The 20,427-nt window shown below is 64.8% G+C and carries 23 protein-coding genes; 6 read left to right on the top strand and 17 right to left on the bottom strand.

What is annotated here, in order from left to right; all coding sequences use genetic code 11:
* Window positions 1-31: 31 nt before the first annotated feature.
* On the top strand, window positions 32-523 hold the full coding sequence (lspA, locus tag D5400_RS00865) for a signal peptidase II (protein ID WP_126006752.1): 492 nt from the start codon (window positions 32-34) through the stop codon (window positions 521-523).
* A gap of 109 nt (window positions 524-632) precedes the next feature.
* Here the strand turns inward: lspA and D5400_RS00860 are convergent, their stop codons facing one another.
* The 13 genes from D5400_RS00860 to D5400_RS00800 all read right to left on the bottom strand — a co-directional run bounded on the left by D5400_RS00860 (window position 633) and on the right by D5400_RS00800 (window position 11,189).
* Window positions 633-1,049, bottom strand: coding sequence for a ribbon-helix-helix protein, CopG family (locus D5400_RS00860; protein WP_126006750.1), 417 nt, complete (start codon window positions 1,047-1,049; stop codon window positions 633-635).
* Window positions 1,050-1,052: 3 nt separating this feature from the next.
* Complete coding sequence (locus D5400_RS00855; protein ID WP_126006748.1) at window positions 1,053-3,110, bottom strand: conjugal transfer protein TraG; 2,058 nt, start codon at window positions 3,108-3,110, stop codon at window positions 1,053-1,055.
* 150 nt (window positions 3,111-3,260) lie between these two features.
* Window positions 3,261-4,997, bottom strand: a complete 1,737-nt coding sequence (locus tag D5400_RS00850) for a relaxase/mobilization nuclease domain-containing protein (RefSeq protein ID WP_126006746.1) — start codon at window positions 4,995-4,997, stop codon at window positions 3,261-3,263.
* 241 nt (window positions 4,998-5,238) lie between these two features.
* Window positions 5,239-6,189, bottom strand: coding sequence for a lytic transglycosylase domain-containing protein (locus tag D5400_RS00845; RefSeq protein WP_235897749.1), 951 nt, complete (start codon window positions 6,187-6,189; stop codon window positions 5,239-5,241).
* Between the two features lie 60 nt (window positions 6,190-6,249).
* On the bottom strand, window positions 6,250-6,576 hold the full coding sequence (locus D5400_RS00840) for a DUF736 domain-containing protein (RefSeq protein WP_126006742.1): 327 nt from the start codon (window positions 6,574-6,576) through the stop codon (window positions 6,250-6,252).
* A 35-nt stretch (window positions 6,577-6,611) separates the two neighbouring features.
* Window positions 6,612-7,172, bottom strand: coding sequence for a S26 family signal peptidase (locus D5400_RS00835; RefSeq protein ID WP_126006740.1), 561 nt, complete (start codon window positions 7,170-7,172; stop codon window positions 6,612-6,614).
* Window positions 7,169-7,663, bottom strand: coding sequence for a DUF2840 domain-containing protein (locus tag D5400_RS00830; protein WP_126006738.1), 495 nt, complete (start codon window positions 7,661-7,663; stop codon window positions 7,169-7,171). The genes D5400_RS00835 and D5400_RS00830 overlap by 4 nt, the downstream gene beginning before the upstream one ends.
* The gene (locus D5400_RS00825) at window positions 7,660-8,403 is read right to left on the bottom strand and encodes a DNA-methyltransferase (RefSeq protein ID WP_126006736.1); all 744 of its coding nucleotides are present in this window, start codon (window positions 8,401-8,403) and stop codon (window positions 7,660-7,662) included. Before D5400_RS00825 ends, D5400_RS00830 begins: the two co-directional genes overlap by 4 nt.
* Window positions 8,404-8,674: 271 nt before the next feature.
* Entirely contained in the window at window positions 8,675-9,538 is an 864-nt protein-coding gene (locus D5400_RS00820) for a replication initiator protein A (protein ID WP_126006734.1), read from the bottom strand.
* A gap of 7 nt (window positions 9,539-9,545) precedes the next feature.
* A complete protein-coding gene (locus D5400_RS00815) occupies window positions 9,546-9,812 on the bottom strand; it encodes a helix-turn-helix transcriptional regulator (protein ID WP_126006732.1) in 267 nt (88 codons plus the stop codon).
* 141 nt (window positions 9,813-9,953) lie between these two features.
* Window positions 9,954-10,487, bottom strand: coding sequence for a DUF2285 domain-containing protein (locus tag D5400_RS00810; protein ID WP_126006730.1), 534 nt, complete (start codon window positions 10,485-10,487; stop codon window positions 9,954-9,956).
* Entirely contained in the window at window positions 10,447-10,929 is a 483-nt protein-coding gene (locus D5400_RS21330) for a transcriptional regulator domain-containing protein (RefSeq protein WP_205665501.1), read from the bottom strand. The genes D5400_RS00810 and D5400_RS21330 overlap by 41 nt, the downstream gene beginning before the upstream one ends.
* Window positions 10,926-11,189 (bottom strand): DNA -binding domain-containing protein, encoded by a 264-nt coding sequence (locus tag D5400_RS00800; RefSeq protein ID WP_126006728.1) that lies wholly within the window; start codon window positions 11,187-11,189, stop codon window positions 10,926-10,928. Before D5400_RS00800 ends, D5400_RS21330 begins: the two co-directional genes overlap by 4 nt.
* A 228-nt stretch (window positions 11,190-11,417) precedes the next feature.
* Here D5400_RS00800 and D5400_RS00795 point away from each other — a divergent pair, with 228 nt between their 5' ends.
* Complete coding sequence (locus D5400_RS00795) at window positions 11,418-11,633, top strand: helix-turn-helix domain-containing protein (protein ID WP_126006726.1); 216 nt, start codon at window positions 11,418-11,420, stop codon at window positions 11,631-11,633.
* 108 nt (window positions 11,634-11,741) lie between these two features.
* Here the strand turns inward: D5400_RS00795 and D5400_RS21430 are convergent, their stop codons facing one another.
* Window positions 11,742-12,203: a hypothetical protein gene (locus D5400_RS21430; protein ID WP_244611114.1), complete on the bottom strand. Its 462-nt coding sequence runs from the start codon at window positions 12,201-12,203 to the stop codon at window positions 11,742-11,744.
* On the opposite strand from D5400_RS21430, the gene D5400_RS00790 reads away from it, so the two are divergent.
* Genes D5400_RS00790 through D5400_RS00775 form a run of 4 tightly spaced genes read left to right on the top strand, consistent with a single transcriptional unit; the run spans window position 12,096 to window position 17,636 of the window.
* Window positions 12,096-13,316: a tyrosine-type recombinase/integrase gene (locus D5400_RS00790; protein ID WP_244611112.1), complete on the top strand. Its 1,221-nt coding sequence runs from the start codon at window positions 12,096-12,098 to the stop codon at window positions 13,314-13,316. The genes D5400_RS21430 and D5400_RS00790 overlap by 108 nt on opposite strands.
* A 41-nt stretch (window positions 13,317-13,357) precedes the next feature.
* Window positions 13,358-15,124 carry a hypothetical protein gene (locus tag D5400_RS00785; RefSeq protein ID WP_018429582.1) on the top strand — a complete coding sequence of 589 codons (1,767 nt, stop codon included), beginning with the start codon at window positions 13,358-13,360 and terminating at the stop codon, window positions 15,122-15,124.
* Window positions 15,121-17,265, top strand: coding sequence for a hypothetical protein (locus D5400_RS00780; protein ID WP_015647726.1), 2,145 nt, complete (start codon window positions 15,121-15,123; stop codon window positions 17,263-17,265). The genes D5400_RS00785 and D5400_RS00780 overlap by 4 nt, the downstream gene beginning before the upstream one ends.
* Window positions 17,262-17,636 carry a hypothetical protein gene (locus D5400_RS00775; protein WP_012092604.1) on the top strand — a complete coding sequence of 125 codons (375 nt, stop codon included), beginning with the start codon at window positions 17,262-17,264 and terminating at the stop codon, window positions 17,634-17,636. Before D5400_RS00780 ends, D5400_RS00775 begins: the two co-directional genes overlap by 4 nt.
* A gap of 12 nt (window positions 17,637-17,648) precedes the next feature.
* Here D5400_RS00775 and merBA read toward each other — a convergent pair whose 3' ends face one another.
* Genes merBA through D5400_RS00760 form a run of 3 tightly spaced genes read right to left on the bottom strand, consistent with a single transcriptional unit; the run spans window position 17,649 to window position 20,425 of the window.
* Window positions 17,649-19,886 carry a bifunctional organomercurial lyase/mercury(II) reductase MerBA gene (gene merBA / locus D5400_RS00770; RefSeq protein ID WP_012092603.1) on the bottom strand — a complete coding sequence of 746 codons (2,238 nt, stop codon included), beginning with the start codon at window positions 19,884-19,886 and terminating at the stop codon, window positions 17,649-17,651.
* Complete coding sequence (locus D5400_RS00765) at window positions 19,883-20,131, bottom strand: hypothetical protein (protein WP_012092602.1); 249 nt, start codon at window positions 20,129-20,131, stop codon at window positions 19,883-19,885. The genes merBA and D5400_RS00765 overlap by 4 nt, the downstream gene beginning before the upstream one ends.
* Window positions 20,132-20,425 (bottom strand): heavy-metal-associated domain-containing protein, encoded by a 294-nt coding sequence (locus D5400_RS00760; protein ID WP_012092601.1) that lies wholly within the window; start codon window positions 20,423-20,425, stop codon window positions 20,132-20,134.
* Window positions 20,426-20,427: the final 2 nt, after the last annotated feature.

The following is a 20,427-nucleotide window of genomic DNA, read 5'->3' as shown; positions in this document are numbered from 1 at the left end:
ATATGTGGTCTACAAACCACGGGAGACTGCGATGATGCGAGGCACCAACACAACGCGCATTCTGGTTGGCTTTATCTGCATCCTTTCGGCATTCGCGATCGATCAACTTACGAAGGCCGTGATCGTGGAAATAGTAATGCAGCCGCCTCGTGTAATCTACGTCACGTCATTTCTGAACATCACGCTCAGTTACAATCAGGGCATCAGCTTCGGGTTGTTCTCGGATTTTTTGAGAGACCGATTGACCCTAGTGATCTGGATGACGGTGGCGCTGGTAATGGTGTTGCTGGTCTGGATGATCTTCTCCCATCGCGTCGTTACGACCGCGGCTCTGGGCCTGATGACCGGTGGCGCGCTTGGAAATGTGTTCGACCGCGCACAGCGGGGCAAAGTAACAGATTTCATTGATCTCCATGCCGGCTCATGGCACTGGCCGACGTTCAACATCGCAGACGTGGCAATTGTAGGTGGAGCCATCATCCTGATCCTCTGTTCTCATCGATCCACTTCGTCGTTGATCTAGCGATGTAAGGACCGGTCCGAACGCAACTTCGTAAGGCACCCACAGACGGCGGACGTGAAAGACGAATCGTATGAACGACCCTCAAAAGCAGAGAGGAATTCCGTATCGGTCAGCCATCATTTGGCACCTCCTGCCTCAGACTTGGCCCCCTAGCTAGGCGCCGTCCGAGCGCCTCGAGGAATTTGTCGTAGCGCTCGCCGCCCTTCGCGCGTGCGGCGACCTGTGCAGCGTCAGGCAACGGTGCAATCGAGGTCAACCAAGCGCGGATGAAGATGGCAAAAGCCTCATTCACGATGTTTAGATCACGTTCAAGTCGCTGGACGTTTCGGTCGATCCGGTCGAGACGCTTGACGATAGCGGCCTCCTGCCGCTCATCTGCGTCAGGTGACAGGAAGGAGGCAATTGCCGCCTCGGCTATCAGCGAGCGGGATTGCTGGCGCCGATCGGCGAAGTCGGCCAGCCGGCGCATGAGATCCGGATCGAGATAGACGGAAAGGCGCTTCTTCTTGTCGGGTCGCTCAATCATAGCTCAAAGCTCCATGCCGTCGCCGGGGTCCATCGAAACCTGCCGCGCCATCTGCCGCATGTTGCGGACGAGCGTCTGGTTGGCCGCTGCTTCGCCGTCTGGTTCTTCAGGATCGGGATCGAACTCGTTGACGGGCGGCTTCGGCGGTTCCGGCGCGATGTCCTTGTGCGGCTCAAGGCCCGGTTCTCGGCGCAGGCCGGCATTGGCGGGGTCGTCGTCCTGTTTGCCATTGGTGGGGGGCTTTGCCACGCGATTCGCAGCCGATGCAGCAGCGTGGGGAGCCAGACCATTTGCGGAAGTGACATTTGCTTGCTCCGGGATCGGCGCGACGATCGGCTTCAGCGTCGACCAGTCGTCCGGCCGCTGGACAAGACCTGCGCGGGGGTTCGCGGGAACGGGAAGGAGGCGCTCCGTTAGACGGGTATCCTCATAGTAGCGCGCCTTCTTCGCCTGGATCGGCGGGATGCCGGCAACCATGACGATCTCGTCGTCGGGCGGAAGCTGCATCACTTCGCCGGCGGTAAGCAGCGGCCGGGCGGTCTCGGAGCGCGAGATCATGAGATGGCCGAGCCACGGCGCGAGACGGTGGCCGGCATAGTTCTGCATGGCGCGCATCTCGGTGGCGGTGCCGAGGGCGTCGGAAACGCGCTTGGCGGTGCGCTCGTCGTTGGTCGCGAAGCTGACGCGGACATGGCAGTTGTCCAGGATGGAGTTGTTTGCTCCGTATGCCTTTTCGATCTGGTTGAGGCTCTGCGCAATCAGGAACGCCTTGATGCCGTAGCCGGCCATGAAGGCAAGCGCCGATTCAAAGAAGTCGAGCCTGCCTAGCGCGGGGAACTCGTCGAGCATGAGCAACAGGCGATGGCGGCGGCCGCTGGCGTGCAGTTCCTCGGTCAGCCGGCGCCCGATCTGGTTGAGCACGAGACGAACCAGCGGCTTGGTTCGAGATATGTCCGAAGGCGGCACGACGAGATAGAGCGTGGTCGGGCGTTCTCCGGACACGATGTCGGCGATGCGCCAATCACAGCGCGCGGTGACGGCGGCAACAACGGGATCGCGATAGAGACCTAGGAAACTCATCGCCGTGGAGAGAACGCCGGAGCGCTCGTTATCAGACTTATTGAGCAGCTCACGGGCGGCACTTGCGATGACGGGATGCGGACCCTTCTCGCCAAGATGCGGCGTGTTCATCATGGCAGCCAGCGTCGACTCGATCGGCCGAAGTGGATCGGAGAGGAAGGCGGCGACGCCGGCAAGGGTCTTGTCCTTCTCGGCATAGAGTACGTGGAGGATCGCACCGACGAGCAGCGAGTGGCTGGTTTTCTCCCAATGGTTCCTTTTCTCAAGGCTTCCCTCGGGATCGACCAGCACGTCGGCAACGTTCTGCACGTCGCGCACTTCCCATTCGCCGCGCCGCACCTCCAGCAGCGGATTGTAGGCGGCAGACTGCGCATTGGTCGGATCGAACAGGAGCACCCGGCCGAAGCAGGAGCGCAGGCCGGCAGTCAGATCCCAGTTCTCGCCCTTGATGTCGTGGACGATGGCGGAGCCCGGCCAAGTGAGCAGCGTCGGCACCACGAGGCCGACGCCCTTGCCGCTTCTCGTTGGGGCGAAACACAGGACATGCTCGGCACCGTCATGCCGGAGATAATCGCGGTCGAGCTTGCCGAGGACGACGCCATCTTCGCCGAGTAGGCCGGCGGCCGCGATCTCCTTGCGCTCGGCCCATCGCGCGGAGCCGAAGGTTCTGACGTCTTTCGCCTCGCGCGCGCGATAGATCGACATGAGGATGGCGGCCGCGATGGCGATCAGCCCGCCGGAAGCTGCGATGCCGGCGCCCCCGTAGAAGATGGTCGGCGCATAGGCGTCGTAGAAATACCACCACCAGAAGAAGGCCGGTGGCGGATAGACCGGCAGGCCGGCAATCTCGAACCAGGGCTGTCCGAGCTGAGCCTGAAAGCCGAGCCGCCACGCCGTCCATTGCGTCGCGGACCAGACCGCGACGAGCACGATCGAGAACACCACGACGATCTGGCCCCACATGACGCGGCTTGCAGACAAGGCAGCGAAACTCCCTCGCGTTTCGGTCCAAGAGCGCGAAGAAGAACACGCTGCACACGGGTTTCAATGGCGGGTTGAGGGCAGCTCGAAGCCGGTCGTAGAAGGTGCGGAAAATACTTGCGGGTTGCGGCTGACAAACGCGGCCGTTGCTCATAGCCCGAGCCCGCGCTTGCGTCCGAACGACCAATCCACGCCGCCATTGGAGCGGGCAACGCCGGAGATGTGCTGGCCGATGTGCTTCTCGACCGATGGGGTCCAGGGCACCAGCTTGAAGCCGAGTCCGTCGTCAATCATGGCGAAGCGGCCGGAGGCGAGCGCGAAACGCTGCCGGTAGGTGCCGGCGACGTATTCGCCTGCGGCCGCCTTCTGGAAGGACGTGCCTGTCTCGGCCGCGAGCTTCTGGCCGAGCGCGTCCAACTCGCGCTCGCGCAGCGTGGCGAGCAGGTTGCGGGCGAAGACGATACGCTGGCCCTCGCGCCGTGCGAGGCCCTCGGCTACGAGATGATCGGCGCGGGCCTCCATCGCCTGCTTCACCTCCAGGCCGAAGCCGCCGCCGGTGTCGAGGGGATCGCGGGCGATAAGCTGGCGGTCGATCCAGGTGGAGCCGGTCGCCGTGGTCTGGGCCTCGATCGAGAGGTCGGCGCGGACGGCGAGTGCGGTACGGGTCCAGCCACCGCTATCCTCATAGCGGCGCAGCTCGACGACGGAGCCCGGTGCGGAATCGCCGGCCGCGTCGAGATCGTCGAAGCGGATGTGATGGGTGTGGCCGTCGATACCGTCGATCACGGCATAGGCGGTGCCGCGCAGCTCGTCGTCCAGACCGCGCTCGACCAGCCGGCCGAGGACCGGCTCCGGACCGGCTTCGCCGGCTAATACGTAGCCAGTCAGGCCGCGATCTATGCCGCTTTCGGTGAGCGCACGGTGCATGCGCTTGATGATGTCGCCGCGCTCGCCCAGCTCGCGCAAGGTGGCTTCGGCGTCGTCGGCCATGATCCATTGGCCGGGACCGATGGTCTCGGCGAGGCCGAGACGTTCGAGGTGCCGAAGCCGGCCCACCTTCAGCGTCACATACTCGTCGGGCTGCCTGTCCGGCGACGGGGCAACGTCGATGATCCCATGCTTGTTGGTGTCGCGGGCAAGCTGGCTGTCGAGCTGGGTCCAGCGCTCGGCCTCGACCTGCCGCTCCAGCGCGCGGCGGATGTCGAGATCGGTGCGCGGGCCGAGCTCCTGGGTGATGAGATCCTGCGCGCGGTTGCGCATGCCCTCCTTTATATAATCGCGAGCGATCACGAGGTCATAGCCGTCATCGGCGCGGCCGCGCAGGATGACGTGGACATGGGGATGCCCGGTGTTCCAGTGATCGACGGCCACCCAGTCGAGCTTCGTGCCGAGGTCCTTTTCCATCTTCGCCATCAGATCGCGGGTGAAGGTTTTCAGGTCGGACATTTCCGTCGCGTCGTCCGGGGAGACGATGAAGCGGAAATGATGCCGGTCGTCCTCGCAGCGTTCGGCGAAGCCCTTCACGTCGGCGTCGTCGGTCTCCGGGCTGAACATGCGCGCCTTCTCGCCGTCGCGGGTCACGCCGTCGCGGCGCAGATAGTTGAGGTGGGCGGTGAGCGGCGCGGAGCGCGCGCTATGCCGGACCACGCGTGTCTTGATGATGGCGCCGCGCGAGCGGCTGGATATGAGGCGGTTGGCGCGCACGCTCGCAACACGGCCGCGGCCAAAGCGCGAGCCGTTGCCGGAGGTGATCCTGCCGGAGCGGGAGATACGGCCGCCTGCCTTCTGCGCGGCGGCGAGCGCCTGGGCGACGAAGGGCTTCGCTCGCTGCGCCCGGCTCGAACGGATGCGGCCCGGCCGGACGCGGAAGTCGTCGTCCCGGCTCATGGCCGCTTCCTGTGCGATGTGCGGTTTCCGCGGAAATCGCAGGAGAATATCTTGGCGCGCACCTCGCGCGCCTGATCCGCGATGTGCGCGGAAACCCGAAAAGCGCAAGCGAAACAACACCCCAACCGAGCGGCGATGTGCCGCTTTTTATCCCGCCCTCCTTCGGCCTGATGTGCCGCTGTCCCGCAGCGCACCGCAATCCCTGCGATTGCGCACCACGCGAAGCGAGGAAATGCGATCTTCAACGCCGATCTCCTTCCCTTGCCGGCCGTTCCACGAACAGACCGTCGGATGGTGGCACGAGCGCCGACAGATCGACGATCGGCGGGTCGTCGGAAGGTCGGCCGGAAAGAGGGAGGGAGTCGTCCGCATCGTCGTGATCGCGGTCAGTGGAGCGCGTGAAGAAGAGCGGAGCGCGACGCCATGACGGCGATGACGATGAACCAGCCGTGCGTGTGATCGGTGCGGTGCCGTCGATCATCGGCGCGATTTTCGCGACGTAATCGACAGTCTCGGCCGGCAGCGCGCGGCCGCTCGCGAGATGCTCGTCATAGCGGCCGGGGCCGGCATTGTAGGCGGCCAGCATGGCGTCGACCGAGCCATAGCGGTCGTGCATCGCGCGCAGATATGCGGTGCCGGCGAGGATGTTGTCGCGCGGCTGCCAGGGGTCCGCGCCGAGGCCATGCTTCGCGCGCAGCTCCTCCCATGTCGCAGGCATGACCTGCATGAGGCCGATGGCGCCCTTTGGCGAGAGCGCGGCGGGATCGCCAACGCTCTCGACGGCCAAGACCGCGCGTATCCATCGCTCGGGAATGGCGAAGCGGCGGGCGGCCGCGGCGACATGGGGCGCCCACGGATCGGATCGCGGAGCGGCCGAGACGGTGGCCGGGAGCGGTTCGCCGGGCGGCGGCTCGGCCGACGCAGGAGCCACCATGACGACGATCATGGCGCATGCGAACAGCATCGTCATGAGGGTCGGGACGGCAGCGCAGGCACCGCCGTCCCGATGCGCGACAAGCCTGCCATCGTGCTCGCTGCGGCCAAGGGCGAGGCTTCGCCGGCGGCCGACATTTTCCGGACGGGCATCGTCGGGCGATATGACCGAAACCCGGAAAACAGGCCGCCGCCCTTGACCTCCGCTGCGCGCGACGGCCGCCCGATGGACGATCGGGTCGAGGGGAGTGACCGGCATTCGACCGATCAAGGAGAGTGAGCTTGAAGGATGACGAGAACGATGGCAGCGCATGATCGGTCATGCCTCGCCGTCGTTCTTCTTCCGGCGCGTCCAGAGCAGGTTCCACGCGCCCTTCTTTGTGTCGGACTCGAACAGGCGCGCGCGGATCGGCTCGAAGAAGGACGGATCGTCTATAGTCAGGGACAGATAGCTTCCGGCCTTGTCGCCGGTGCGGTCCCAGGCCGCGCCGACTTCCTGCCCGTCGAGGAAGACGCGATGCTCGGGCGCGTTCTCGGCATCCGATTCCTCGGCCGGCAGGATGGCGACTTCTACATCGAGCTTGAGCGTGCGGACGCGGCCAAAGAAGCCATCATCGTTGCGGGTGAAGGTGCCGATCTGGGCCATGCGATGTTCCTTTCGCGAGGTTGGAGAACGAGCCGTCATGGCTCGTCGGGGACCGGCTCACGGAAGGATTCCGCGTCCGGATCGGGGTCGTCGGTTGTCCAGACGGGGACCGCCCGGCCGACTATGGTTGCGACGGGGAGCGGCCCGAAATAGCGGCTGTCGAAGCTGTCCGGGCTGTCCCAGTTCATGAAGAAGGCTTGGCCTTCGCCGAGCGTGCGGCAGCCCTGCCAGACAGGTAGCGGGCGGCCGTGCGTGTCGAGCGCGCGAGCGTCACCATAGGTCGCGCCGTAGGCGGTGATGGTGCTGTCGTGCCGGCAGACCTCGGTTCCGGCGAGTGCCAGCACGCGCTTGATGAGCGGCAGGCCGCGCGGCAGGTAGCCGCGTTCGGCGAGGAAGTCCGCCAGCTCGTCGGGCGGCATGACGACGGCGAGGTCCGTGACCTCGATGCGGTCGGCCGGGACGATGCGGTAGAGGCCGACCGGCACGCTGGCCGATGCGTTCCAGATGAAGCGCAGATCGGGCCGATGCCATGCCGGAGCCGCGACCAGCACCGCGCCTGCGATCATGGTGATGAGCGTCACGCGGCGCGCGATCATCGCGTCACCTCGCGGCGCCGGAGCCAGGCACGGTGCTGCTCGGCGGAATAGACGCGGAACGGCTCGTTGACGCTGATGCGGTTGTAGATGTGACGCCAGTGATCCGGCGCCACATCGGCGGGGTCGATGCCAAGCGCCTCGATCGCATCGACCACCTTCAGCACCGCCTCGACCTTCGGCCAGCCGGTGATGCGCAAGAGAATGTCGCCGCCCGGTCGCACGAACGGGAGCGTCTGGAAAGGCTCGCCACTTGCTACGGCGCGCACGATGTCGATGCGCGAGATGATCGTGCCATGCTCGTTGCCGGCCCAGCGGACGAAGGCGAAGATGCTGCCCGGCGCGAAGACAACGACACGGCGATGGCGGTCGAGGCGCTGGTCCTCGGCGGCGCGGCCGAAGCGTATCCAGTGTTCGACGTGGTTCTCGCGCCAGGTCAGCTCGACCACCGTGCGGTCGGCCGGCAGGCCGGCGTTGCGGATGCTTGTCGTCATGTTGGTGTCCCTTCCGTGAAGGGCAGCACGGATGCGATGCGCGCTCGCGCGCGCTCGGCCATCGCCGCGTCGATCTCGCAGCCGAGATAGCGGCGGCCGGTCAGCCGGCAGGCTTCGCCCGCAGCACCGGAGCCCGCGAACCAATCGCCGACCAGGCCGCCAGGCGGGCAGCTCGTACGGATCAGGATTTCGAGGAGGAAGACGGGCTTTTCAGTGGGGTGGATGGCGCGACCATGCGCGTTGCGCAGGAAGATCACGGAGCGCATCAGGCGCGGGCCGCCGTCCTCGCTGACATAGTGGCCGGCGTCGATCCGGCCGGTATGCGGCGGTCGCTTCTTGCGCCGCACGGTGCGGGCCGTGGCGTCCGGAGTCGTCTGCACCTCGTTGTAGACGGCGCTCCACGGCACGTCGGCACGGCGGAACTGGACGGCCAGCTCGTGGACCCTGCGAAAGCGATCCGCGTGGAAGGAAGAGCCGTTCTGCTTCTCCCAGACGATCTCTTGCGCATAGGTCAGGCCGGCATCCGAGAACGCTCCTCCGGTGGTCATGAACGAACGCAGCGAGCCGAACACCCAGAGCGAGCCGGACGGCTTCAGGGAGGCGCGGGCGAGCGGCAACCAGCCGTCGACCTGCCGGTCCCAGGCGAGCGACGTGTCGCCATAGGGCGGATCGGCGAGGATCAGATCGAACGGGCCGTGCGCCGGCATCAGGTCGCGGCAATCGCCGGTCAGGATCGTCATGGCGCGATCCTCCGCATGCCGATCAGGCTGCGGCGCCGTTGTCCCCGATTCCGTGAAATGGGAGGGCGCGTTAGCAAGAATCCGAAGGATTCTTTAGTTAGGGAAGTTAGAGGGGCCGGATTCCGCCTGTCGAATCCGACGCTTGCCGGCGGTTGGCGTTCCCGATGGTACGGGATTCGCGTTCCCGAAAAGACGGGAATCAGCGTTCCCGATAGTACGGTTCCGTCCACAGGCTTTCCACGGCTGCGGTGGAGCGATGTCCCGGCTCCGATCATGACGTCGCTCCCGCACGCTTGCGGCGGCGCGGCATGGGCTGCTCGTCGATGGGCTGGAAGGTCAGACGCTGGCGACCATCGGGATCGTCCACCAGCGCCAGGCGGTAGCCGGGAAGCGGCTGGCGCTGGACGATGGCGCGCAGCTCAAAGCGGAAGCGCCGGAGCGGCGACAGGCTGCCGGACTTCAGATGAAGATGCGGAACGTCGAAGCTCCAGCCACCGCTCTGCCGGCCGCCATGCTTGCGCACGAGCCGGTAGAGCCAGCGTTCGAGGCCGCCGGTCAGCCCGAAATAGTCGCGGTCTATGGTCAGCACGAGCGCGTCGTCGAGGACGCCGGCATAGAACCAATCCGGCAGGATCAGCTCGATGCCGAGCGATCGCCCCTGCGCGTCGAGCCGCTCCTTCCACTCGGCGATCCACGAGAAGCGATGCCGGCGACGCTCGGAGGGCTGGCGGATCGAGGTGAGGATGGTGGTCGATTGCAGCCTGTCCAGCGCCGCCTTCAGCCTGTCGTAGTTCAAGCCGGAATCGGTGCGGCCGATGAAGGTGAGAATCTCGTAGGAGGTGGACGCCATGAAGCGCGAGGTGGAGAGGCCACGGTCGCGCGCGTCGACGATCTGGCTCGCGGCCCAGATCAGCACGTCGGCATCCCAGATGGTCGCCATGCCGTGCTCGGACGTCGCCTCGACGCGGATCGACACGTCGCCCATGCGGAAGTCGATCGGCGTGACGCGGCGCGATTTGCCGAGCGAGAAGAACGGCCAGGACATCAGGTCTTGTGCGTCGCGCGCGGCGATCTCGCCGGAGCGTGCCCTGAAGAGTTCGAGCTGCTGGCCCTGATATGTGCGGCGCGCGGTCATGCGGTGGTCAGCGGGTCGCGTCGGCCGCGCCCGTGTCGCGCGGCGCGGGCAGGCTCGGCGTCGCCGGCTCGGAGGTGGATTGACGTGCGCTCGCCTCGATCCAGGCTTGCAGGTCGGCGACGGCGTAGACCACGCGGCCGCCGAGCTTGTGGTAGATCGGCCCGGTGCCGTCGCAGCGATGCTTTTCCAGCGTGCGGGGCGAGAGATCGAGGAGGCGGGCCGCCTCCGGCGTCCGCACGAAGCGCGGCCAATTGCTGTCGGTGATATTGTCCATGATCGGCCTCCGTCGCGGCCGCCGTGAGAACGGCGAGTCAGATGCGACGATGGCGAAAAATCAGCGGTTGGGCGGAGTGACAAAAATCGGGGTGTCTTAGGAGAAGTGTCCCCCCTTCGAGCGCGTGGGTCTGCTGGCGAGTCAGTCTCGATCGCTTTCGCGCCGACCACGCGATGCGTGGGGCACCAGCCAGCGCAGATAGCCGCTCTCGATCTGCCGGCGCGCGGCCGCGAGGATACGTGCGAGCCGCCGCCGCTCCGGAGCGTTCTGCCAGTCGAGGGCGCGCATTGTCTCGACGGTCCGGTTGATGAGAACGGCGGCGATGACGCGGCGCGAGGCGCCGGATTCCACGCCGTCCCAGGCACGCAGCATCAGAGCGGCGCGACGAATCTGGAATGCGGATAGGCGCTGCTGGCGTGGCGAGGGACCGGCCGGCTTCCTGTCCAGCCGGCGCTTCAGGCGGCCGGCATTTCGGTGACGCCACCAGAAATGCTCGTCGAGCGGAAGGAAGATACCGGCGTTGGCCGGTTCAGCACCATGCTGGAGCCAGAGCCGGTGATCCCCGGCCTGGTCTTCAGCAACGGCGTGCAGGCCGTCGCCGGCCAGTTCGCCCAGTAGCGGCAGCGCGCGAGGATCAGGAAGCGAAGAAGCTGCAAAGCCTTCGGGGACAGCCATGACAATGAGCACGGCAGGGAAGATTCGAGGCAGCCAGACGGGTCGAGCGGTCAACGCCGATGCAGAAGGGTCCGCCGGGAAAGGCGAGCCCCCAGCGACGGGACAGGAGCGCTATCGCGTCCTTCTTGTCCGCGCCGCCGGAGGCCACCCTTGCCAGCGTCTCGGCATAGTCCTGCCGGTATTCACGGTTGCGACGAAGAAACTCGAACGACACGCCGCCCCGGTCGAGACGGCCCAGATGTTCCTCGAACTGCGGTGATCGCCAGTCGTGCAGCGGCTCCATGACGAAATCCTCCCCGCCCGGTCTTTGCCATCGGGATGATTCGAGTATTGGCGGGGTCGACCTCGCGTGAAGATGGAAAATCGGAATGGAAATCTCGACCGTGGCGAGCAATCCGGGGTCGCGCTGTCGTCGGCGATGCGGTGATGCGCCGCCCATCATTGCATGCGCGGTTCCAGCAGGTGCTTGTAGCCCTTCTCGGTCATCCAGCGGGCGCGGGCGAGATGGGTGTCGTGCATCCGCTTCGCGCGTTCGGGATCGGCGTCGACGTCGAGGCCGAACACGATCTTCGCGACTTCCCGCCAGTCCTCGCCCTCGGCGGCAGCGTCGAGCAGGCGCAGATAGGTTGCGAGGTTGGCTTCGTCATAGGCATTCACCCTGTCGGTCAGCGGAGGGCTGTCCTTGAAGGGAGATTTGCTCATCGTAGTGTCCTTACTTCCTCGCGCATGTAGTTCACAAATACGTCATCGCTTTGAGGTGCAATAGAAGTTCCGCGACTGGCATCGAAGATTCTCGGAATGCTTCCATTCCGCGATTCGACAGAAAGTCGACGGGCTGCGACGCACTTGATCTCAGCGCATGTGGTCGACCATACCGAATCGGAACGATCATTCCTAGAACGATAATTCCGGTTCTGGTTCCGATGCGTCATGGACCTCAAAGAGGTCATGGCGATCAACATGCGTCGGCTGCGCCATGACAAGGATATGACGCAAGAAGAAGTGGCCGAGCGCTCCGGGCTGAGCGCTCGCTATATCGGCTCGATCGAACGCGGCAAGGTTTCGGCGAGCGTGAGCATTCTCGGAAAGGTGGCGGACGCGCTCGACGTCGACCCCTGCGAGCTGATCCGCGTGTCGAGACCCTGACGTTCGCCCTCAAGGGGCGAACGGGTCGATCTCGCGGATGATGGCTTCGTCGTCGCCGTCATATTCGGCGGCGGGCATGGCGCCGTTATCCTGACTCTGTGTTCTGTCTTACCGCTGTGACGTTCGCAGCACACGATCAACGTTGACGACATTCCCCTTCGCTTGAGGTGAGGCGATGCGATTTTCCCGCCGGGACGGGCTCGAGCCCGTCCCGGCGGGAAAATCGCGGCCGAGGAGAACAGGATGCCCCAGCTCTTCTTCACGGATCTTTCGACGCTGCGGCAGTCTGTTACGGTTGATGGCGTCGTCCACAGGCTGTCGGTGGATGAAGTCGCAGCCGCCGAGAAGCTGAACCTCGTGGACGGCATGCCGTTCATTCTTGGCGATGACGACAGCTACGATCACGACCTGAACCGGTTCTTTCGAGCTTGCCCCACGTTGGGGGTTCGTTCGCCCAACAGCTTGCGCGCCTATGGTTGGGATATCCTGATCTGGATGCGCTTTCTTGCCGAGCGCCGAGACAACAGAGCCCTCTGGGCGGCTGATCGGCACGATGTCGCAGCCTTCCATGCGGCGCGACGTCTGGCGCTTCCTCCGGCGCGCATCTCGGCCGCGAGCTGGAACCGGTCGGTAGCAGCGCTCGACAAGCTTTACCGATGGGCTCTTGAAGAGGGAATGATCGCCAAATCGCCTTTCACCTATCGGCAATCATGGCGACGGACGAACGGCGGCGGGGCCATAGCGGTCGCTGCCAATGTTGCCACCGAGCGCGGCGCACGGACACGCGATATCCGGTTCCTTTCCCTGGATCGGTATCTCCTGTTTCGCGAGATCGGCTTGCGTGGTCGTCTTCCAGACGGGAGCGAGGATCCCACCTGGCAGGGCCGCAACAGCGAGCGCAATGCGTTGTTCGCCGAATTGCTCGTCACGACGGGCCTGCGGCTCCAGGAAGCGGCAAGTCTGCTCTGGATCGAGTTCCCGAGGACGGAGCCGGTCGGTGCATTGAGGAGCCGATCTTTCCGACTGGCGCCGGCCATTGCCAAGGGTAGCAAGGGGCGCGAGATCCGCTTGCCCGAGCGCGTGCTGAAGCGTCTGCATGAATACGCGGCGTTGGAACGGACCAATGTCCTCATGCGCCTTTCGCAACCGCGCAATAGGTCAATCGAACATCCGATCCGTGTCGTCAGCCACGATCGGGGAAGGCTCCTTCTGGAAAAGGACACAGTTCGAGCCAGTGTCGACGTGCTGGCGCCGCGCGAACGCAGCCGCTTGGTATGGGCGGAAACATCCGAACCATTGTGTCTTTGGCTGGCGGAAGGGGCGCGGCCCATGCCCCCGGCCGCTTGGGAGGTGGTCTTCCGGAGGGCAAGCGTACGGTGCAGGCGGTTCGGGATCGACCTCGACGTCACTCCGCACATGATGCGCCACACCTTTGCGGTTCATATGCTGTCGCTGCTCGTGCGTGAACAGATCGGATGGGTACTCGACGAACGCCGATCCCATATCGGCGCGGCGTACCGCCGCTTGATTGGCGATCCTCTTCTGAAGTTGCAGCGTTTGCTGGGCCATAGCCGCATCGAAAGCACTCACATCTACCTGGATTGCATGGAAGAAAGCCAGGAAATGATCGACGCTGCGGTCGAGGCCTGGGAACTGCGCGTTAATGCTGGTGGACCCCTGTGATGAAACGCGGTCGTCGTGCCACCTTCCCAGTTGGAATCGAATTGTTCGACACTCAAGAGGAAAATCCGCAAAATCCGCTCGTCTTCGTCCTTCGGACGGAAGATGCCGGGAGGATCGACGTCAATCTGTCTTCCTGGCCGCTGACGGCGCTGACCCATGAGGTTGCGCCATTCCTGCAGGAGTATCTCCACCGGATGGGGCCGGCACCACTCTGGAAAACCGCAGGCACCTTTATCCGCCGTCTGCGGCGGTTCTGGCTGTTCCTGGAAGGGGCGTCGGTAAAACCTCGTCGTCTCGACGACTTAACTCCGGCGGTAATCAATGCCTATGAGGACTGGCTGGAGCAGAACGGCGGCGAGCGACCCAATCAGCGCAATGTGCTCGGTGCTCTGATCGGGGTGCTGCGCGTCGCCGCCGAGCTCAATCCTGAAAGGCTTCCGCCCGAAACACTGTTGCGCCTGAAATACATCGGTCACGGCGAGCACGGCGTCTCAAAGCCGCGCGATGCCTACAGTGGGAGGATTGCCTCGACGTTGCTGCAGGCAGCGATGCGCCAGATCATCGAGGCTCGCGACCGGATAGCGACGGGCGAGGCTCTGCCTCCCCCACTTCTGGATGTAGGCCGTGATCCAGAATTGCGCCGTCGCTATGACCTAGTGGTCGAACAGATTGTGACGGCGGGAGTAGTCGCCGGGGAAGGCGCGCTGTTCGACAATCTGCGCTACCACGCTCATAGATGCGGGCTCGAGCCGCCTCCGGTCGAGGAACTGCATGCCGGCTTCCATCTGACCCGGTACGATGTCGTCGGCTTCCTCGTCTGGCTGTCCTTGACGACCGGCATGGAGATCGAAGCGCTGCGTGGGCTTGAGGCTGACTGCTTGCGCAATCCCAACCGGGGTTATGTCGAGATCGAGTATCGAAAGCGGCGCGCGCATCATGCCCAGTGGAAGCGCTTGCGTGTCCGCGATGGCGGACGGGAGACGCCCGGAGCCGTCCTGCGGCTGGCGATCAAGCTGACGGAAAAGGCTCGGCAGCACACTGGATCGAGCAAGCTCTGGATCACCTGGAAGCCGGGGCGCCTGTCGTCGCCGAAAAAGCTGGGGACCTGCGTGGCCGCGTTTGTCGAGAAGTACGGAATCGTCGATGACGCCGGAAAATCGCTGGCGCTCAATCTCTCCAGGCTGCGCAAGACCCAGAAGGCTGACTGGTATAAGCGGACCGGAGGGCAGTTGGAGAACTTTGCCGTCGGCCACACGGTAGCGGTGGCGGCCAACCATTATGCCGACATCCCCGCCCTTCGGCATCTGCATGAGCAGACGATAGTCGAGGCACTGACCGACGCGATGGCGCCGGCTCTGCGACCTTGGATCGTTGTGCCCGCGGATGAAGCCCGGCTGCGAACCTCAGCCGACGCGACCGGGCTGCCGGTGCCGTCGGAAAAGATCGGCCCGCTCCTGGACGGAGAGCAGGATCTTTGGCTGGCGGCGTGCAGCAACTTCCGCGTCAGCCCTTTCGGTCGGGAAGGCGAAGCCTGTCCGACGCCGTTCTGGGGGTGCCTGGAATGCTCCAACGCGGTCATTACCGCACGGAAACTACCGGCGCTGATCGCGTTCCAGGCGTTCATGGACGAGCTGCGGGAGGCGTTGCCTTCTGGCGACTGGAACGAGAAATTCGATCGGCCATACCGCAGGATCACGGAGCAAATTCTGCCGATGTTCCCGTCCTCCGTCGTCGGAGGCGCACGGGTTGAGGCGGCAGAATCCTCGGCGCGGTTGCTCTATCTTCCGCCGGAGGCTTACGGCTCATGACCACTACCTCTCCTTTGAACGATGAGCGTGCCGTCTCACGCCTCAGGGTCGATGACGACATCGTTTTGGCTTCGATGCCTCTCAGGGATGGTACCGACCGAGCGGCGCTCTCGCGGTTCGGCGATGATGTCTGGGATATGGCGCCGGCGATGTTCAACATGGCCAGAAAGGCCTTTCGAACGGTCGACTTCGGCGTGATCCCCTGCGCGGCAGAGCGGTTGCTTGCGAAGGAATACATCTATGCCTGGATGAATGAACGGCGCGCCGACGGTGAGCCGCGGTTGCGGCCAGTCTCCGGCCATACTGCGCTTGCGACGCTGCGCCGGTTCCTGGACTTCGTGCGCTCGCGGATCGGCAAGCTCGATCTGGCAAACGTCGATCAGGATTTGATCGATGCATACGCGACCCATCACCGGGCGCGGCCGATCACGCCGGGGCGCGTGGGTGTGTGCCTCAGGCCCATCGTCCAGCTTCATCGCCTGGCGCCCTATCTGACGTGCGGTGGCATCACCTTCACCCCGTGGCGCGGCCGACCGGTCTATCGGGCAACCGGCCAGGGAACGCGCTGTTCGGAAAACCGGACCGCGCGCATCCCGGAGCCGGTCATCGGCGCAATGCTGCGATGGGCCTTGAAATATGTCGAGCACCTCTGCGACGACATCTTCACTGCCCGGGCTGAAGCCGATGCACTGAACAGCCGGTTCGCAGCACGCTCGCGCGCCCGCCACACGCGGCCCGCGGTAATGCTGGCCTCCTGGATCGACAAGCGTCGCGAGGAAGGAAGAGGCATTCCTGTCTGGGAAAGACCTCTTTCGATCGGGGGGCTGACCGGCAGATTGTCGCGGGGCGGCAGGTTTGATGGCGAGGTCATCAATCTGAAGCTCCTGACGATGCAATGCGGGCTGCATCTCACCACCGTCCACAAAGATCCGGCCCTGTTGTCGATGGTTCATGATGCTGTCGACGAGCTTGGGTTCGAGGTGGGCGGGATGGACACGCCGATCTCCCCGGATCCCGACACGGGGCGACCGTGGCGGGAGCGCTTCGATGCCATCAGCCTGGCGCGGGAAGAACGGCACCTGCAGACGGCCGCCTATATCGTGTGTTGCTATCTGACGGGCATGCGCGACGGTGAGGTGCAGTCGCTGCGATCCGGCTGCCTGAAACGGAATCTCGACCGGGACGGGCGAACAGAAAGGCTGGCGATCGAGGGCGTGACCTGGAAGGATCGCGGCGCTCGCGGCGAACAGGTCGAATGGATCACCATCGAGGCCGCCGTCCAGGCGATCCGGGTTGCCGAGCGTCTTTCGGAACGATTCCGCCGGAATGCGGGGACAGAGCGGCTATGGCTTGCCCTTGACGACCGCGAGACGAACAATGCCGAGACGCCGATACTCATCGCCAAGAAGATCAACCAATTCCGAGAACATCTCGATGAGCGATATGGCGCGGACGATAGTCCTGTGATCCCCCGAGTGGGAGAAGACGTCTGGCGCTTCAACACCCGTCAGTTCAGGCGAACGCTGGCCTGGTACATCGCGAACCGGCCCTTCGGGGTTGTCGCCGGCAAAATCCAGTACAAGCACGCCTCCGTGGCCATGTTCAACGGCTATGCCGGCTCGTCCGCATCCGGCTTCAGGCAGGAGGTCGAACAGGAACTGGCGCTCGGACAACTCGACGACATCATCGACTACTTCGAAAACCATCGACGCGGTCACGGTCCAGGCGGACCCGCCGGTAAGCGCGTCGGCGTGGAACTGGAGCGGGTCGGCCGCGAACTCGGCCCGCTTCCGGGGCAACTGGCCGATCGCAAGCGCCTGAAGGCGATGCTGGCGCATCTGGCGCGCACGCTGCATGTCGGATATCTGAACGACTGCTTCTTCGACCCATTGACGGCGCTCTGCCTGCGGGAGTCTGAGAAACCTTCAGCCTCGGTGCCGGTCCTGTCGCGATGCGCGCCCGACCGATGTCCCAACGCCTGCCTCGTCGAGCGACATCTCCCGCCATGGGAAGCCTCCATTGCACAGGCGGAGGATCTTCTCGCCGACAAGCGTCTCTCCCCGCTGCAACGCGAAGCGCTGCGCCTGGACAACGACAGAAAACGCAGGCTCATCGCGCCGTTGAAGGAACGCACATCATGAAGCCGGTCAGTGCAGCCACGGAACAGGCGCTTCGTGAGGCGATGGCGCGCCTCCTTTATGGGTGCCCCCGCGTGGCTGATGGCAGGCTGACGGTTGTGAATCTGGCCATCGAGGCAGGTGTCAGTCGCGCGACCGCGAACCGCGCTTCCGAGGTGCTGGAAGCCTTCCGCCATGCAGTTGCCGAGTCGAGAGCCCGGCGCAACGCGACGGATCGGCCGGCGGGGACGGCCCGGGCCGAACAGGAGCGGCGCGCCGTCGAAACCGTGCTCGCCCAGCATCGTCAAGTCCGCGCGCTGTGCCAGCTTATGGAACGGCGGCGCGATAACCGCACCGCCGACGTCATACCGATCATCGGCAGGAAACGCCCTTGACGCCGATTGTGCTCACCCGGCGCAGCAGGAGAGTTTGGCGATGTCCTTGCCGAACGAAAGTGCTGCGAGCTTCAGCCCCTCGACCGTGGTGAGGTAAGGAAAGATCGTGTCCGCGAGGTCATCGACGGTGAGACCCTGGCGGATCGCGAGAGCCGCGGTCTGAATGCTGTCGGCACCTTCCGGCGCGAGGATGTGGGCGCCGAGCAAACGACCGCCAGCAGCATCGGCCACGAGCTTGATAAGCCCACGAGTGTCGCGGGCGGCGAGTGCGCGCGGCACCTGATCGAGACCGATCGTCGAAACGCGGATCTCATGCCCGGCCGCACGCGCCGCCGCCTCGGTGAGACCTACGCTTGCGACCTGCGGATCGGTGAAGACGATAGCGGGCATGGCGCTGTTATCGTAGCGCAGGCTGTCGCCATTGAGGGCGTTCTTGGCGGCGAGCTTGGCGCCATAGGCGGCCATGTAGACGAACTGGTCGCGGCCGGTGACGTCGCCGGCGGCATAGACGCCAGCCTTGGTCGTGCGCATGCGGTCGTCGACCACGATGCCGCCCTTCGCCGAGACGGTGATCCCGTGCTCGGCCAGCCCAAGGCCTTCGATGTTGGGCGTGCGGCCCGTGGTGATCAGCACCTGATCGGCGTCGATCTGGACATCGTGACCGTCACGCGTGACGGTCAGTGACGCTCGGCCCTCGGTTTTGCGGATCGCGCGGTAAGCGATGCCGGAGATAACGGTGATGCCTTCATCCTCGAAATACCCCGTGAGCGCCGCGCCGATCTCGGGCTCGGCCTCGGGGAGCAGTCGGGACCGGCAGACGAGGGTCACCTTGACGCCGGCACGGGCGAACATCTGGGCGAGCTCCGCGCCGATATAACCGCCGCCGATCACCAGCAGCGATCGCGGCAGTTCCTCGAGGTCGAGCGCCGTCGTACTGGTGAGATACGGTACGGTCTCGAGGCCAGGAATAGCAGGAACTGCCGGCCGCGCGCCGGTTGCGATAATGATCTTGCCAGCGGCAATACGCGCGCCGTCAACTTCGACACCGCCGTCGAGGAGGCGAGCCGGCCCGTCGCGATAGGCGATACCATTGTACGCGGGGAGCAGGTCCGCGTATTTGGCCTGGCGCAGCCCAGACACGAGCGTGTCCTTCTGACGAACGGTTCCGCGCCAGTCTGTCAGTTCGGCTTCAGCAGTAATGCCGGCAAAACGTGCCGCCACGCGAGCGTTATGAAGCGTCTCGGCCGCGCGGATCAGGGTCTTCGACGGCACGCAGCCGACATTGACGCAGGTGCCGCCGATGGTGCCACTGCCGATGAGCGCCACCTGTGCGCCCTGATCGGCGGCCGTGATCGAGGCCGAGAAGCCGGCCGAGCCGGCGCCGATGACGACGAGATCGTAAGCGCCTCCATTGCGACCGTTTGTGCGCAAGGGTCGGTTGGCGACCACCAGGCTCTTCGACGCCACATCGAGACCAGCGAGGCTCGGCCCGAACAGAGCACGGCCGGCTTCCAGTCCTTCCTCGATCGACAGCCGGAAACCTGGCTCGTCGGTGGAACGTTCGTCGCGCCAGGCGGAAAGATGCTCGTCCGAGCAGAAAAAAGCGGTCGTCGCGCAGAGCGAGCTCGCGGCGCAGCCGCCTTCATAACGGACGCTCTGCCACATGACGGCCGACTGTGGCTCGACGTCGGCGAGTGCCCGCCCTCGGTCCTGCGTGGTGATCCGGATCAGTGCGCCGCAATGGCCGCAGGGCGAGGCGATCGCGGTGTCGCGATCGGTCATGGCACCGATGCCCAGCGCGTCGACCGCGCACATTGCATTCAGCGTGCGTCCGTCCAGAGTGACCCGATGGCCGGTGTTATGATCGCTGAACGGATAGGCGCCGACGATCAGCTCGCCATCGAGAACGACGAGGTCGCGCCGGCGGAGCTCGTCGAGCAGTGGCCGGATGACCATCTCACTGAGTTTTGTACGCTCCGCAAGCGCGCTTATGGTCGGGGCACCCCCGTGGTCGGCGTAGAGTCGGAGCAACGCAACACGCACCCTGTCGGTGGCGGGATCGTAACCGCTCCAGCGATTGAGCACGTGGTCGGACCCGACCATCGCCTGCAGAGCGTTCTTGACCACAGGCGACGTGACCGCCGACCAATCCGGAAACGTTACGCCCGGTCGAACGGCAAAGCTCGCCAGTGTCGCGGGCTGAGAAACGGCCGGGTTGTCCCGGGAGGAGGTTGCACAGCAATCGTTCATGGCTTCACGCCTTCCTTGCGAATCTTCGTCTCATAGGCCGTGGCTCTTGCCCGGCGATGATGGGGCCCCCACGCGCCGAAGCCGAAGCCCGCGACGATCAGGGGAAGCACCACTGCACCCACACCTGTCAGCCACGTGCCAAGACCCGCCAGAGACAGGCCGACGGCGAGGAGCGGCGCCGCGCAGCAGATCGCGGCGAGGACGGCGCCAACGGCACCTGCGCGGATTACGGCGCGATCAGTCATCTAGCTGCCTTGCTGCGTCGGGTGGGCCGGATAACCAGCATTCATGCTGGCGGCTGCGATGGCATCGGTGCTCGTCTTAGCGTCGTCGAAGGTCACGGTCGCGGACTTCGCCTCGAAGGAGACGGTCACCTTCGCGACACCGGGGATTGCCGCCATCGTGGTCTTCACGATGTAGGGGCACGAGGCGCAGGTCATGTTGTCGACGGCAAACGTCACAGTGCGTTCGGCGGCGAAGGCGGCAGGCGCAGTCATCACCGACGCGATCAAAGTGAAAGCGCTCAAACTCTTCCTCATGG

The sequence above is a fragment of the Georhizobium profundi genome (assembly GCF_003952725.1).
In the GTDB taxonomy this organism is placed as follows: domain Bacteria; phylum Pseudomonadota; class Alphaproteobacteria; order Rhizobiales; family Rhizobiaceae; genus Georhizobium; species Georhizobium profundi.
Note: the sequence above shows the minus strand (reverse complement) of the source record. Positions and strands in the feature narration are given on the sequence as shown.

Excerpts from the sequence above, each read along its gene's own strand:
- lspA (WP_126006752.1), top strand. The coding sequence starts at position 32 with ATGATGCGAGGCACCAACACAACGCGCATTCTGGTTGGCTTTATCTGC.
- D5400_RS00860 (WP_126006750.1), bottom strand. The coding sequence starts at position 1,049 with ATGATTGAGCGACCCGACAAGAAGAAGCGCCTTTCCGTCTATCTCGAT.
- D5400_RS00850 (WP_126006746.1), bottom strand. The coding sequence starts at position 4,997 with ATGAGCCGGGACGACGACTTCCGCGTCCGGCCGGGCCGCATCCGTTCG.
- D5400_RS00845 (WP_235897749.1), bottom strand. The coding sequence starts at position 6,189 with ATGCCGGTCACTCCCCTCGACCCGATCGTCCATCGGGCGGCCGTCGCG.
- D5400_RS00840 (WP_126006742.1), bottom strand. The coding sequence starts at position 6,576 with ATGGCCCAGATCGGCACCTTCACCCGCAACGATGATGGCTTCTTTGGC.
- D5400_RS00835 (WP_126006740.1), bottom strand. The coding sequence starts at position 7,172 with ATGATCGCGCGCCGCGTGACGCTCATCACCATGATCGCAGGCGCGGTG.
- D5400_RS00830 (WP_126006738.1), bottom strand. The coding sequence starts at position 7,663 with ATGACGACAAGCATCCGCAACGCCGGCCTGCCGGCCGACCGCACGGTG.
- D5400_RS00825 (WP_126006736.1), bottom strand. The coding sequence starts at position 8,403 with ATGACGATCCTGACCGGCGATTGCCGCGACCTGATGCCGGCGCACGGC.
- D5400_RS00820 (WP_126006734.1), bottom strand. The coding sequence starts at position 9,538 with ATGACCGCGCGCCGCACATATCAGGGCCAGCAGCTCGAACTCTTCAGG.
- D5400_RS00815 (WP_126006732.1), bottom strand. The coding sequence starts at position 9,812 with ATGGACAATATCACCGACAGCAATTGGCCGCGCTTCGTGCGGACGCCG.
- D5400_RS00810 (WP_126006730.1), bottom strand. The coding sequence starts at position 10,487 with ATGGCTGTCCCCGAAGGCTTTGCAGCTTCTTCGCTTCCTGATCCTCGC.
- D5400_RS21330 (WP_205665501.1), bottom strand. The coding sequence starts at position 10,929 with ATGATGGGCGGCGCATCACCGCATCGCCGACGACAGCGCGACCCCGGA.
- D5400_RS00800 (WP_126006728.1), bottom strand. The coding sequence starts at position 11,189 with ATGAGCAAATCTCCCTTCAAGGACAGCCCTCCGCTGACCGACAGGGTG.
- D5400_RS00795 (WP_126006726.1), top strand. The coding sequence starts at position 11,418 with ATGGACCTCAAAGAGGTCATGGCGATCAACATGCGTCGGCTGCGCCAT.
- D5400_RS21430 (WP_244611114.1), bottom strand. The coding sequence starts at position 12,203 with ATGGAAGGCTGCGACATCGTGCCGATCAGCCGCCCAGAGGGCTCTGTT.
- D5400_RS00780 (WP_015647726.1), top strand. The coding sequence starts at position 15,121 with ATGACCACTACCTCTCCTTTGAACGATGAGCGTGCCGTCTCACGCCTC.
- D5400_RS00775 (WP_012092604.1), top strand. The coding sequence starts at position 17,262 with ATGAAGCCGGTCAGTGCAGCCACGGAACAGGCGCTTCGTGAGGCGATG.
- merBA (WP_012092603.1), bottom strand. The coding sequence starts at position 19,886 with ATGAACGATTGCTGTGCAACCTCCTCCCGGGACAACCCGGCCGTTTCT.
- D5400_RS00765 (WP_012092602.1), bottom strand. The coding sequence starts at position 20,131 with ATGACTGATCGCGCCGTAATCCGCGCAGGTGCCGTTGGCGCCGTCCTC.
- D5400_RS00760 (WP_012092601.1), bottom strand. The coding sequence starts at position 20,425 with ATGAGGAAGAGTTTGAGCGCTTTCACTTTGATCGCGTCGGTGATGACT.